Genomic DNA, 14,014 nt, shown 5'->3' with positions numbered 1-14,014 from the left:
TAATACCACGCTCACGCTCTTCTGGAGCGTTATCGATTTGTGCGAAATCTTTTGTCTCACCACCGAAAGTTTTAGTTAATACTGCAGAGATAGCAGCAGTTAACGTTGTTTTACCGTGGTCAACGTGTCCGATAGTACCAACGTTTACGTGCGGTTTCGAACGTTCAAATTTTTCTTTAGCCATTTTTCTCTTACCTTAAAAGTATAAAAAGACTCAATCTGTTGAGTCTGAAATTTGCGTATTTGGCGATTAACGCACATTTATCTACTATTTATGGGGTTTAAAAAAGATAAACACCATAAGTGCAATTACTATAATTACCGCCTTATACTGCCAAAAAATCACCGTGATCCTTTATCAGAACAAGACAACCGCGCAAATTTACCAAACTCTGATGTTGTTGTCTAAATTTTATCCGTGAAAATCTGCGAAAATTTGTAAAAAAACAGAAAAAATTGCGCTTTTTCACTTTTTATTATTTTTGGTTATTAATAGTGGCGCTATTAGGATCTTTTTTAGGATCCTGCGAGACCGATCTGATCACCGTATTTTGATCGATATATTCTGCTTATATATAGATGTACTTAATCAAATGATGAGTGATTAACATTTAATCAAGAAATTTTCCGATTTAATATGTCTGTTTGGTTGAAGTTCTGATATACTCGCGCGGTTTTTTAGTTAAACCTATTTTATAAACCTATAGAGCAAGACAATGGCAGATTTATCAAAATACAGAAATATTGGTATTTTCGCTCACGTTGATGCGGGTAAAACCACAACAACCGAACGAATTTTGAAACTTACAGGTATGATCCACAAGATTGGTGAAGTACATGATGGTGAGTCAACAACTGACTTCATGGAACAGGAAGCTGAGCGTGGTATTACTATCCAGTCTGCTGCTGTTACTTGTGAGTGGAAAAAGCACCGTTTTAACGTAATCGACACTCCTGGTCACGTTGACTTCACCGTAGAAGTTTACCGTTCATTAAAAGTTCTTGATGGTGGTATTGGTGTATTCTGTGGTTCTGGTGGTGTTGAGCCACAATCAGAAACTAACTGGCGCTACGCGAACGAGTCAAAAGTTGCTCGTTTAATCTTCGTAAACAAGTTAGACCGTTTAGGCGCAAACTTCTTCCGCGTTAAAGATCAAGTACAAAACGTACTTGGTGCTAACCCACTTGTTATGACTTTACCAATTGGTGAAGAAGACAACTTCGTTGGTGTTGTTGACGTATTAAGCCAAAAAGCTTACGTATGGGATGACTCAGGTCAGCCAGAAAATTACGAAGTTCAAGACATTCCAGCAGACATGGTTGAGCAAGCTGCTGAATACCGTGAAATGTTAATCGAAACTGCACTAGAAGCAGACGAAGATTTACTAATGGAATACCTTGAAGGTGAGTTAGACCCAACAGAAGAGCAAATTAAAGCGTGTATCCGCAAAGGTACTAACGAATTGCTATTCTTCCCAACTTACTGTGGTTCTGCATTCAAAAACAAAGGTATGCAACTTCTTCTTGACGCTGTTGTTGACTACTTACCGTCTCCAACTGAAGTACCACCTCAGCCATTAACTGACGAAGAAGGTGAGCCTACTGGTGAATTTGCTTTAGTTGATGCTGAAGAGCCGTTCCGTGCGTTAGCATTCAAAATTATGGATGACCGTTTCGGTGCACTTACGTTCGTACGTATTTACTCTGGTCGTCTTAAGAAAGGTGACACAGTTCTTAACTCGTTCACAGGTAAGACTGAGCGTATCGGCCGTATGGTAGAGATGCAAGCTGAAGACCGCACTGAGTTAACTGAAGCGCAAGCGGGTGACATTTTAGCTATCGTTGGTATGAAGAACGTTCAAACGGGTCACACTTTATGTGATGTTAAACAACCTTGTACCCTTGAAGCGATGGTATTCCCTGAGCCAGTAATCTCAATCGCTGTTTCTCCTAAAGAGAAAGGTGGTGCTGAGAAGATGGGTATCGCTATCGGTAAGATGGTTGCAGAAGATCCAACGTTCCAAGTTGAAACTGACGAAGATTCAGGTGAAACCATCCTTAAAGGTATGGGTGAACTTCACTTAGATATCAAAGTAGACATCCTTAAGCGTACTTACGGTGTTGAATTAGAAGTTGGTAAGCCACAAGTAGCATACCGCGAAACTATCACTGCTGAAGTAGAAGATTCTTACACGCATAAGAAACAATCTGGTGGTTCAGGTCAATTCGGTAAGATCGATTACCGCATCAAGCCAGGCGAGCCAAACTCAGGCTTCAAGTTCTCTTCAACAGTTGTAGGTGGTAACGTACCTAAAGAATTCTTCCCTGCAATCGAAAAAGGTTTCGCAGGTATGATGGAAGAAGGTCCAGTTGCTGGCTTCCCTGTACTTGACGTTGAAATCGAACTATTCGACGGTGGTTACCACGCAGTTGACTCATCAGCAGTAGCTTTCGAAATCGCAGCGAAAGGCGCATTCCGTCAATCAATGCCAAAAGCTGGTGCACAACTTCTTGAACCAACTATGAAAGTTGACGTATTCACACCAGAAGATCACGTTGGTGACGTAATCGGTGACCTTAACCGTCGTCGCGGTATGATCAAAGACCAAGAAGCTGGTACTACTGGCGTTCGCATCAAAGCTGACGTGCCATTATCAGAAATGTTTGGTTACATCGGTCACTTGCGTACTATCACTTCAGGTCGTGGTCAATTCTCTATGGAATTCAGCCACTACGCAGCAGCACCACAAAACGTTGCTGAGCAAGTAATTGCTGAAGTTAAAGAGCGCAACGATAAGAAGTAATTAGCAACTTTTAGTTAATTATCATCTCTAAAAAAGGTCACTTCGGTGACCTTTTTTGTTGCTACTAATTTTAGTTTTTCTGCAATTAAAGCACGCTTGTTACAATTTTAATAATAAAGTTTGATTCATTTATAAGGTGATTTTTACAAACATAATCAAAGTTTTGGAGGGATTATATTAACCTGCTCTATTAGCTAAGCGGGTAAAAGTATATCGGACTATTGCGAGGTGACAGCAAGTCGTTAGCGCGAGCAATAAGTACTTGAGGAAAATCGTCTAATGCCTAGAACGGCGTAACAAAAGTTGTGATACAAAGCAAAATTTTGCCAACAGAACATATCAAAAGCCGCACCTGCTTTAAACAAGTACGGCTTTTTCAATTAGATTTAGCAGTAATCGTTAATTAACGATTATGGCTGATAAGGAAGAGAAGAGTGGTGAAGAACAATACGCAATGTTCCTTCTTCATCTTTTTTGTAGCCCCAACTCTTATCAACTTTTGTGACGTTACCATCTTTGTCGGTAAAGGTTACCCAGCCCATCCACATAGCAACATCGCCTTCGATAAAGCTCGCTGAAGTTTCTGAAACAACCGAGCGCCAACTCTTGATACCAAAGCCGCCATCTAATGGGTAATCGTCGTTGTGGCCGACAAAGTACGACAATGCGCCTTCTCGGGTTGGGCGGAATGTTTTCTCGCCACTGGCTAAGGTCGGCTTAAAAAGCACAGGACCTAAATTGTAACCGTAGGCTGCGTCAAGCGCGCCATTAGCTAGTTCAGTCGCTGCTTCAATACCTTGCTCGTCGTATGCTGTTGAAATAGCGACAAGGGCATCACCCCAAATTTTACGCGCTTGTTCTAGTTCTTGTTCTGTAATAGATGAGCTCATAAATATCCTCACTGTTGTAAATTGATAAGTTTATTCTATCGCATTACGTATTTTTACTAACGATAGATCTATCAGGGAGCATAGTTTCTAACGTTTTTAATCACTTTTTCAAGTAAAAAATGTCATAACTCAGATCAATTAATCGATAACAGTGACAATATTGGATAATTTTTCCTTAATAATTTCGTTAAATTTGCCTGCCAACTCGCGGAAAAAAATACGACTTGGTGATTTTGAACGCCAGATCAACGCATGGTTGCGACTAAGATCGTTATCACGCAGCTCACACACGTGTAGTGCTTCTGGGCGGTGCATTTCTGAGTGAATATAAAGCCCTGGCAAAAATGCAACGCCTAAGCCCATCACTGTCATTTGTCTGAGGGTATCTAAGCTAGTACCTTCAAAGTCTCGCATTAAGTGAGCGCCAAACTGTTCGCAAATATCACGCACTTGGGTGTGTAGATAATGATGCTCTTCTAGTGTTAAGACACTTTCTCCCGATATTTGAGAAGCAGCAACATCGTCTTGGGCGGCTAATGGGTGGTCGGCAGGGACAACAAACTTTACTGGTTCGTTAAAAAGCGGTTGTACCGTCAGTTCGTCTGAGGTTGTTGGCATAGAAGAAAGAATTAAATCAAACTCGCCATTTAAAAGTTGTTGTTCTAAAAGCTTGGGTGCTGCTTCTCTTACATAGAGTTTTAGTTCGTGATATTGTTTGTGTAATTCTGGCAATATCCAAGGCAATAAGTATGGTCCAAGGGTTGGTGGAATCCCTATCTTAAAGGTAGTCACAGGGCCATTTTTAATCCAATTAGCTGTATCTAATAATGCGTCACTTGCCTCTAAGACTTTCTTGGCTAAGGGCAGTAATTCTCTGCCCTGTGCCGATAACAAAGTACCAGATCGTGAGCGTTCGAATAATTGAAAACCGATTTGTTGCTCTAGGCTGTTAATTTGAAGCGTCAATGTTGGTTGCGTAATATTTAAACGCTGTGCTGCTTGACGAAAGTTCAAGGTTGACGCGACAGCTTCAAAATAAATGAGCTGCTTTATGGTTGGCTTGTTATTGATAATCTCTGTCCTTTATTTGATAAATCTAATTCGTGATAGTTAAAATCTATCACGAAATTGTATATCTTTCTATATAACTATCAGGAGATAGTGTCGCAAATTAAAAAAATAGAATAAAATAAATAAACTAGTTAAAGGGGATAAGCGCTTTTTGCTGTTTTCACATAGGATATCGTTATGATTAAAATTGATACCTCGAATATTCGAGGGGATATCACCGGTGGTATTACCGCTGGTATTGTTGCCTTGCCATTGGCATTGGCATTTGGCGTTGCGTCCGGTTTAGGGCCTATTGCTGGCATGTATGGGGCTATCGCCGTTGGCTTTTTTGCAGCCCTGTTTGGCGGCACTCCTTCACAAATTTCTGGACCTACAGGTCCAATGGTTGTTGTCTTAGCAGGCTTGTTTGCCAGTTTAACCGGTGACCCAGCGCTAATCTTTACGGCTGTAATACTGGCGGGTGTTATTCAAATAGTGATGGGATTATTTGGGCTTGGGGACTATATCCGATTAGTGCCTTACCCTGTTATTTCCGGTTTTATGAGTGGTATTGGCGTCATTATTATCAGCCTGCAAGTAATTGTGTTGATGGGACATCCTTCGCCAAGTAACACATTGGACGCTATTGGTGATATTCCAGCTGCTGTTTCCGCGCTCAATCCTTACACCTTGGTCTTAGGACTTGGTACCTTAATTATTGCTTACAAATGGCCAGCTAGCTGGGGCAAGTATGTTCCTGGAGCATTAGCTGCACTATTAATTGGTACCTTCGCGAGCTTAGTGATTGGTAATGTTCCTGTACTTGGCGATATTCCAACGGGTTTACCTGAACTTGTTATGCCTGTTTTCACTCAAGATAGCTTTGCCCTTGTTTTAGAAGCGGCAATAATTTTGGCGGTGTTAGGTGCAATTGACAGCCTATTAACTTCGTTAGTTGCTGACAACATGACCCGTACACGTCACAACAGTAACAAAGAGTTAGTAGGTCAAGGTATTGGTAATACAGTTGCTGGTTTCATCGGCGGTATCGCTGGTGCTGGTGCAACTATGCGTACCTTCGTTAACATTCGTACCGGTGGCCGTGGTCAAATATCAGGTATGGTGCACGCGTTGTTGTTACTTGCTATCGTACTTGGTTTAGGCAGTTTAGCTTCTCATATTCCACATGCTGTATTGGCGGGTATTTTGGTTAAAGCGGGTGCTGATATTATTGATTGGAGCTACATCAAGAAGGCACACCGTGGTCCGCGTTTTGATTTAGTGTTGATGGCGATTGTGGTCTTGATGACGGTGTTTGTTGACCTTATCCAAGCGGTAGGTGTTGGTGTTGTCTTAGCTGCACTTGCATATGTTAAACAAGTGGCTCAGTTCCAACTCGACAAGCTTAAAAATATGCCTGAGCATTTGGATGATCCAGAAGAGCACGAATTATTAGTGCAGGCTCATGGTCGCGTTCGAGTATTCGATTTTGGCGGTCCGTTGAGCTTTGGGGCTGCGGCAGATGTTGGTCATCACGTTAGAGAAAAAGTCAAAGATAGTACGCACGCGCTGATACTTGATTTTGAACGTGTGCCATTTATGGATGTTTCTGCAGCACGAGCAGTAGAAACTATTGCTTGCGATGCGATGGCGAGCGGTAAAATTCTGTTTGTGTCAGGTTTAAGTTCTGATGTTGAAAGCGTACTAACTGGTTTAGGAATCGATGAACATTTTGATAGTTCACATGTTTTTTCTAGAAGAATTGATGCGTTGAAATCGGCGGTTGACGCTGTAGCGGCAGCTCGCGAAGAGAAAAAGGCAAAGAAGAAGTCAAAAAAAGATCAGCAGGTTAGCTCAGTGCAGCCGCGACCTGCTTAAATGATATATTTTAATATCTGACTGCACTAAAAAACCGCCGTAAGGCGGTTTTTTATTACCTGTTAATCTATAAGTCATTCCTGGCTGGGTGAGCTTAAAAATCATTCCTTTCGATGTGGTTTGGGTATAGATGTTAGTTTGATATAATCACAACTCATATATTTTTAGAACAGATTAAATAGCGGATAAAGCGGTGAGTGAACAAACAGTAGCAGGTAAGCGCCTCAATAAATATATTAGTGAGTCTGGGTTTTGCTCACGCCGTGAAGCTGACAAGTTGATTGAACAGCAAAAAGTCACCATCAACGATAAGTTGCCCGAGCTAGGTACCAAGGTACAGCCGGGTGATGTTGTTAAAGTATCAGGTAAGGTAATTGGTGCCGCGCCAGAAAACAAATCTGATCGGGTGTATATCGCTTACAACAAACCAATAGGTATTACTTGTACCACTGAACGTCATGTCAAAGGTAATATAATTGATGCCATTCGCCATAAAGAGCGCATTTTTCCCATCGGCCGTTTGGACAAACCTTCCGAAGGGCTTATTTTTCTAACGAGCGACGGTGATATCGTCAATAAAATCCTGCGGGCTGAAAACGCTCACGAAAAAGAATATGTCGTAACCGTTGATAAGCCTATTAGCGAGCGCTTTATTACGCGTATGAGCAAAGGGGTCCCGATTTTAGGTACGATTACTAAGCCGTGTAAAACGACAATGCAAAGCAAATTTGTTTTCCGCATAGTTTTAACGCAGGGCTTAAATAGACAAATTCGCCGGATGTGCGAATACTTGGGTTATGAAGTTAAAAAGCTCAAACGCACCCGTATTATGAATGTCTCTATTGCTGGTTTACGGCCGGGTCAATGGCGAGATTTAACTGCCGAAGAAATGCGCGATATTAACTTAGCGGTAAAACACTCGAAAAAAACCGCTGAATAGTTTGATAACCATTGGCTTCGACTAGTCAATACTGCGACATTGCTCTAGACTGGTGCCAGTTTATTTTTTATCTCTTAAAACTGGCTACTGTTTTATATGGAAAATTCGTCAATTAAGCCTTTTTATCAGCAATACACTGGCTTGCTGTTGAGCTGTGTTTTGGTCTTTGCTTTTGCCTTATTAACGCTGGCGTTTTTACTTGTTGAAGGCGAGCTAAAATTAGAACAGTTCGAACGGCAACAAGTTCCGGCTTTGCAAAAGCAATTGAGTGTTTACAATAATATTGCCGACAGCCAAAGCTTAATGACGGAAATTTTGCTGGCCAAAGATGCTGGTCAATATTTGCAGTTACATCAACGCGTTTTTCAACAACTTAAATTACTTAGCCAACAAATAAAGCTAGCTGATAGCGGTGAAAATTTTCCTTTGCTGGCACGTTCCGCTGCTCAGTTAGAGCAATCATTAACACACCTTAGCCAACACTCTGGCCGCAATCAGCAACTCAGACAAAGTGTGTTAATTCAGGTGCAATTAACTCAAACCAACCTTACTGAGTTAATGACGCTGAAAAAACAGCGACAACAAGAGTTACTGAGATTGATCAACAGTGATAGCAGAAGTGACCGAGTCACAGTAACAAGAGCACGAGCACATGCGCAATTGATGAGCGAATTTGAGTCTTTAATCGAGCTTTCTGGTGCTTTGGCCAAACTGAATGACGGCTTAGCACTATTGTCGGTGCAAACTACAATTAATGAATTTGAACACTACCGTCGTGCTAGCGAACTGATTCAAACGACTTATCAACAACTTGCCGAGCGCAACTCGCCAGATAAACCGTTACAAAGCTTAACTACCCAGCTTGATATCTTATTGGCATTGCTCTATGAACCTCAAACTATGCTGGCGAAGTGGCGCAGCCATTTGAGACTGGCAGAAGACTACCGCAGCTTAATTAGTCAACAACAGCAAAAGCTCATTTCATTGAGTCAGGTCTATCAAATTAATGAAACTGGTTACTCGTCAGTGTTGCCAAGTTTCATTACCGACACACAGCAATTACTTACCAAGCACTTTAGCAAAGAGCAACAAAGATTAGGTGCATTTTCCTTATTATTAATCTCGGTAATGGCTTTGTTGTTACTACTGCTCAAAGTAAGAAGCCGAGCTAAGTTGTTTGCAGAGCAGTCACGAGCCTTGTTAGCGGGTGTTAAATATGGCGCTGAGTTGTCGAGTCTTGAGCCAACAACTTATGAGCAGGCGGAAATAATTGAGTTAGTGCAGAGTATTGTCAAGCCAAGCTTCAGTGAGCAAGATTATCAGCATTTGCTACAAGAGCAGAATGTTTTGCTTGATGACCTTGCGCAGCAGCAAATTTATTGTTGGCAGCTCGATAGTCAAGGCCAACTCGTTGCACCTAAACTATTGCTAACCCTGCTAGGGTTATCATCAAAAGCTATTGCGAGAAAAACTCTGATCTCGGCTTTAAACAAAGTTCAATTTAAACAAGTAATTGATGGTGCAAAAGTAGCTAAGAGTAAAAAACAAGCAGCCAGTGTCACGATTGTCGTTGATCAGCAACATTATCGCTTAACGCTCGAGTATCGCGATGGTTGGCGTGGAATTTTGGTTAATCAAAACGACGTCAATGAGCAACGTGAAATCGTCGACCAACTGCAGCAAAAAATAACCGATCAGCGAACTCAGCAACTCGCGCGTGATACTGTTCAGCAAATCGATGTTGTTAGCCAAAATAGTGAATTGATAATCGCCGATCAACAACTGCCAACTTTGTCCGCTAATGATGCTGGCCTTACTTCGTTTTATCGTTCAACACAGCTGCAAGACTTGCGCTTACTACTGCTAAAGTGGCAGCAAAAAGCACTCACTCGCAGTGATATAGAATTGACCGATTTGCTGGCTGAACTAGTGATCAACGCTCGTTTACGCTCTGCTGAAAAGGTTTTGATAGCTAATAAGAAAGAACAAGGTATCAACTTTTATGTTCATGCTGAGCCTCAGCTCAATACTAAACTAAATGTGCACAACGAGACTTATCAGCAATGCTTTCAATATTTATTGGCAATAGTTCGTGATGGTCTCAGTCAACAACATGCGTCAATTGGCTTGTCGCTAAGTCTTGCTGACAAAAATGCTGGCCAACATGCGGTTAGATACGTTTTAAGTGTTTCTTTAGAACAAGGCACTAATGAAAATTCAGCGCTCATTGTACCAAGTGTATTGAGCCACTTGGTTAACGGTGTTGAACTCAACGCAGATAACTTGCCAGAAGTAGTCAACGCCAGTGGTGCACTGGTTTTGACTGAGTTATTCCACTATTTACACGGTGATAATTTGCAACTCGCAACAACTGCTAGCGGCTATCAGTTGTCATTTACCTTAATGCACGCGTTGGCTGAATCAGCCCAAGGCGCTGATTTATCGGAGCCCATTGAGTTTAGCGACACTGATATTTTAACATTACCAACACCATTGGCTTGGTTGGACTCAGCGTTTTTAACTGAATTACCGCCACTACAAGTACCATTACAGGTACTGGTTGGCCATGGCGACTATCAACAAGCAAAACCGTGGTTATTGTTACTTAAGGCGATTGGTTGTCGGGTGACGTTTACTCATTTGTCATCTGATTGTTTACGTTATTGGCACAGTGGTCGTTATACGGTGTTATTGACTAACTTTGCCGAGTCGCCATTAATTGAAATGGCGTCTGGTCAAGCGTGTTCAAGAGCGGTTATCAGTTTTCAAGAACAAGCTTGGCAGCTCAATGATAATGATGCTGGCGAGCTTTCAAACTGGCAATTAGAAACCTTGTCTCAACAATTAGATCGCGACAGTGTTCAGCAGCTCTTAACCTTGCTTGCACCCTGGCTGCAACAGCAGCCAGCGGAAAAAGAGTGTAGTGAAGATAGCGAACATCAGGCCTTGGTTGAACAGGTCAAGCGATTAGAAGCTAAATTGGCCTTAGTGAACAATGAATATAAAGACAGCCACAGCCAGTTTGATAAGTTGCCAGCGGCTTTTGATCTCGCTGAATATGCCAATAACCAAGGTTCTCCTGAAATGGCGGTATTTATGTTGGATCATCACATCGCATCACTTGAGCAACTACAAGCGAGCTTAGCCTCTGAAATTAGGCATAAAAATGTTGCTGCTTGCCAAACTTTGGTAGCAAAAATTAGCACAATAGCTCGCATTATGGCAGCTTCTAATTTACTTGCTATTGCTGAGCAGTGTCAGCAAAGTCTTGAACAACAAGACTTTCAGCGGGCAGCTCATTTGTTGGCGGACCTTCAACAGGCGACAATTGCGCTCAATTTGTATGCCGAGGCAATTTAGCCTATGCCTGCCGATAATTACGCCAGTTCAAATCAAGCTGAAATGATAAGTAGCCCGTGTGTGCGAAATTGTTGTTTGAACGAGCAAGACTATTGTTTGGGCTGTTATCGCCATCTTGATGAAATTGTCGGCTGGCGCCGTTATTCTGAAGCGGAAAGATTAGCGATTATGGCCGAGTGTCAGCAACACAAACTCAATCGCAGCCAACTCAACAAGCCAGAGTGAACTAACCGCGCAATAACCGAAAGTAAAACAACATGAGTTTAAGCGTCTCGCGGTAAACCTTTTTCTATTGAACGCACTAATCTGCCTGTTAAGCGATGATTGACAGGAATTGCTTGACTACTTTGCTGTTGTTTATCTTTTTGCTGACTAAGTGCCCACTCAATGTGCTCCGTAACAACGTCATCGGCGTTAGCTAGCCTTTCGGTTAAAGCGTTGATAATCTCAATTTGGTAAGGAGCGTTGCCCATAGCGATAGCAATATTTCGTTGCCAGCTTTGAAAGCCGATACGCCTAATCGGTGAACCTTCAGTTTTGGCGAGAAACTCGTCTTCAGACCAACTGAATACTTCGAGCAAACTGATTTCATCCAAGTTTTGTCGTGCTTGAAAGTCTTGTTCAGCACTTAATTCGCCAAATTTATTCCATGGGCAAATCAGCTGACAGTCATCACAACCGTATATTCGATTGCCAATCAGTGGCCGAAACTCTTCTTCAATGATTCCTTGCTTTTCGATAGTGAGATACGAAATACAGCGGCGAGCGTCGATCACGTAAGGCGCCACTATCGCCTGAGTTGGACATATTTTTAAGCAGGCAACACAGCTGCCACACTTTTCTTCAACTTGAGTGTCAACAGGCAGGGGAATATCAACCAATAATTCGCCGAGGAAAAACCAAGAACCGGCTTGCTGATTAATAATTAGCGAATGCTTACCAGTCCAGCCTAGACCGGCTTTTTCGGCTAAAGGTCGCTCTAATACAGGTGCTGAATCAACAAATGGACGATAGTTAAATGTTTGGCAATGCTGTTTAATTTTCTCGCCGAGCTGTTTTAAGCGCTTGCGCATCAACTTGTGATAATCGCGGCCAAGGGCATAGCGACTGACATAAGCGTGATCGGGTTTACTGAGTAATTTGGCAAATTTTGCGCTGGTTGGCAGGTAATTCATCCGCACACTAATCACCCGCACGGTTTCTGGCACAAGTTCATTTGGCCTTGCTCGCATTAACCCGTGTCGCGCCATATAGTCCATATCACCGTGGTAATTGTTTGCGAGCCAATCGAGTAAAGGTGCCTCTTGCTCGGTTAAATCAATATCGGCAATACCGACTTGAGCAAAGCCCAACTCAGTACTCCACGACTTGATTTTTTCCGCCAAAGCTTGATAGTTGATATTAGATGATGACATCGACACCTTGTTAAAACACCTGATAAGTTAGGACGACTATGATCGAGAGCATGACCACAGTAAAACTTGCCGATAGTTTACCACAGCGAGTATACAGCGCTAAGCAGCTTCTTGAACACGAACGTGAGGTGGCAACCGCGAGCAATATTGCCATGTTTGATTTGATGACGATGGCAGGGACAGCAGTATTTACTCATTTAAAATCACATTATCCAGCAACCGATAAGTTAATCGTATTAGCGGGTAAAGGTAATAATGGTGGCGATGGTTTTATAACAGCGAGGTTGGCGATAGAGAGTGGTCTTCCAGTTGATTTAATACTCGTGTGTCAGCCACAAGTATTAACAGGAGACGCGTTAACTGCTTATCAACTATTGCAGCAAACAGCGATGAATACAGAAAGCTATAGTGAGTATTTACTTCCTTCCAGTCCCTCTTTAAATTTATTTGCTTGTCAACTCAAACAGTTTCAGCAAGGCTTTAAGCATTGTCTTGTAATTGATGCCCTATTTGGTATTGGCTTTAGAGGCTGTTTATCACAACCAATACGCGAGCTGGTGACTGCGGTGAATCGTTCAACTTTTAATGTTATCAGCGTCGATATCCCGTCGGGGTTAAACGCCACTACTGGCAATATTGAAAACAATCAAGATCAACTAAATAGGTCATTAGATAGTTGTATTAGCGCCACCGATACCATTAGTTTTATTGCGGTTAAGCAAGGTTTGTTAACTGGCCGTGGCCCTGATGTTGTTGGTCAACTCTATTTAGCGCCGCTATCAATTAATCACGCATTTCAGCAGCAGGTGGCAACTGAGTGCTCGGTGCAAGGCAAAACTAATTTACCAGTGATGCCAGCAAGGCGCGTAGGTTGTCACAAAGGCGAGGTTGGTTTAGTTTTGGCGATTGGTGGCGCAGAGGGTATGCCCGGTGCTATTCGATTGTCGGCAGAAGCGGCACTTCGAGCCGGGGCTGGCTTAGTGTCAGTTGCGTGTCATGCGAGTAATCAAGCACTGGTTTTTCATGGTCGACCTGAACTGATGCTCGCGCCAACATCGAGTGAGGAATTGCTTAATCACAGTCATTTTGCCAAAGCTAAGGTTATTGTTATCGGTCCAGGTTTAGGACAAGGTGACTGGGGCAAGGCTTTGTTTAAACAAATTATTCAACACCCTGACAGTATGAAGGATAAGTTTATTGTACTCGATGCCGATGGCTTAAATTTATTGGCGCAGCTGCCTGAAAACGAGCAAGTTCAGTGTAAGCGAGCTAACTGGTTATTAACGCCGCACCCACTTGAAGCCGCTCGACTGTTAAAGACAACAGTCGCCGATATTGAAGCCGATCGTTTTGCTGCGGTTAACGCGATAGCGACAAAATTTGGTGGTATTTGTCTACTAAAAGGCGCGGGTACCTTGATTAGTGATGGCCTGCAAGTTTGGATAAACAGCTCAGGTAATCCAGGTATGGCTTCAGGTGGCATGGGGGACGTTTTAGCGGGTATTTGTGCTGCCAGTGTTTTGCAATTTGGTTCAATGCTTGAGGCGGTGCGCTACGCCTGCTTTATACACGGTTACTGTGCCGATTTATTAGTGAAAAAATTAGCACAGCGCGGTTTATTGGCTAGTGATATTGTCGATGCCCTACCTACAACGATGTCAGGTTTGTAGCGGCTAT

General features: G+C 42.5%; 10 protein-coding genes. 6 read left to right on the top strand and 4 right to left on the bottom strand.

Annotated elements, in window-relative coordinates:
- Window positions 1-184: GTP-binding protein (locus J7384_RS14620; protein WP_247741806.1), on the bottom strand; the 184-nt coding region annotated here is incomplete at its 3' end.
- Window positions 185-716: 532 nt separating this feature from the next.
- On the opposite strand from J7384_RS14620, the gene fusA reads away from it, so the two are divergent.
- Entirely contained in the window at window positions 717-2,804 is a 2,088-nt protein-coding gene (fusA, locus tag J7384_RS14615; RefSeq protein ID WP_209115212.1) for an elongation factor G, read from the top strand.
- A gap of 410 nt (window positions 2,805-3,214) precedes the next feature.
- Here the strand turns inward: fusA and J7384_RS14610 are convergent, their stop codons facing one another.
- Both J7384_RS14610 and J7384_RS14605 read right to left on the bottom strand, forming a co-directional pair.
- The gene (locus J7384_RS14610; RefSeq protein ID WP_209115211.1) at window positions 3,215-3,694 is read right to left on the bottom strand and encodes a phosphoribosyl-AMP cyclohydrolase; all 480 of its coding nucleotides are present in this window, start codon (window positions 3,692-3,694) and stop codon (window positions 3,215-3,217) included.
- A gap of 138 nt (window positions 3,695-3,832) precedes the next feature.
- On the bottom strand, window positions 3,833-4,735 hold the full coding sequence (locus J7384_RS14605; RefSeq protein ID WP_348523877.1) for a hydrogen peroxide-inducible genes activator: 903 nt from the start codon (window positions 4,733-4,735) through the stop codon (window positions 3,833-3,835).
- Window positions 4,736-4,942: 207 nt separating this feature from the next.
- Between J7384_RS14605 and J7384_RS14600 the strand changes: the two genes are divergently transcribed.
- The 4 genes from J7384_RS14600 (at window position 4,943) to J7384_RS14585 (ending at window position 11,147) form a co-directional block, all read left to right on the top strand.
- The gene (locus tag J7384_RS14600) at window positions 4,943-6,622 is read left to right on the top strand and encodes a SulP family inorganic anion transporter (protein ID WP_209115208.1); all 1,680 of its coding nucleotides are present in this window, start codon (window positions 4,943-4,945) and stop codon (window positions 6,620-6,622) included.
- A 193-nt stretch (window positions 6,623-6,815) separates the two neighbouring features.
- Window positions 6,816-7,562 carry a 23S rRNA pseudouridine(2604) synthase RluF gene (rluF, locus tag J7384_RS14595; RefSeq protein ID WP_209115206.1) on the top strand — a complete coding sequence of 249 codons (747 nt, stop codon included), beginning with the start codon at window positions 6,816-6,818 and terminating at the stop codon, window positions 7,560-7,562.
- A 96-nt stretch (window positions 7,563-7,658) separates the two neighbouring features.
- Window positions 7,659-10,922, top strand: coding sequence for a hypothetical protein (locus tag J7384_RS14590; RefSeq protein ID WP_209115205.1), 3,264 nt, complete (start codon window positions 7,659-7,661; stop codon window positions 10,920-10,922).
- A 3-nt stretch (window positions 10,923-10,925) separates the two neighbouring features.
- Window positions 10,926-11,147 carry a DUF1289 domain-containing protein gene (locus J7384_RS14585; RefSeq protein WP_209115204.1) on the top strand — a complete coding sequence of 74 codons (222 nt, stop codon included), beginning with the start codon at window positions 10,926-10,928 and terminating at the stop codon, window positions 11,145-11,147.
- Window positions 11,148-11,185: 38 nt separating this feature from the next.
- Here the strand turns inward: J7384_RS14585 and queG are convergent, their stop codons facing one another.
- Window positions 11,186-12,337 carry a tRNA epoxyqueuosine(34) reductase QueG gene (queG, locus tag J7384_RS14580; protein ID WP_209115202.1) on the bottom strand — a complete coding sequence of 384 codons (1,152 nt, stop codon included), beginning with the start codon at window positions 12,335-12,337 and terminating at the stop codon, window positions 11,186-11,188.
- Window positions 12,338-12,375: 38 nt separating this feature from the next.
- Between queG and J7384_RS14575 the strand changes: the two genes are divergently transcribed.
- Window positions 12,376-14,007 (top strand): NAD(P)H-hydrate dehydratase, encoded by a 1,632-nt coding sequence (locus J7384_RS14575; protein WP_209115201.1) that lies wholly within the window; start codon window positions 12,376-12,378, stop codon window positions 14,005-14,007.
- Window positions 14,008-14,014 lie beyond the last annotated feature (7 nt).

Origin of the sequence: Endozoicomonas sp. G2_1 (genome assembly GCF_017744155.1) — a bacterium.
Classification (GTDB): domain Bacteria; phylum Pseudomonadota; class Gammaproteobacteria; order Enterobacterales; family Alteromonadaceae; genus JAGHQT01.
This window is presented reverse-complemented; position numbering and strand designations above follow the sequence as displayed.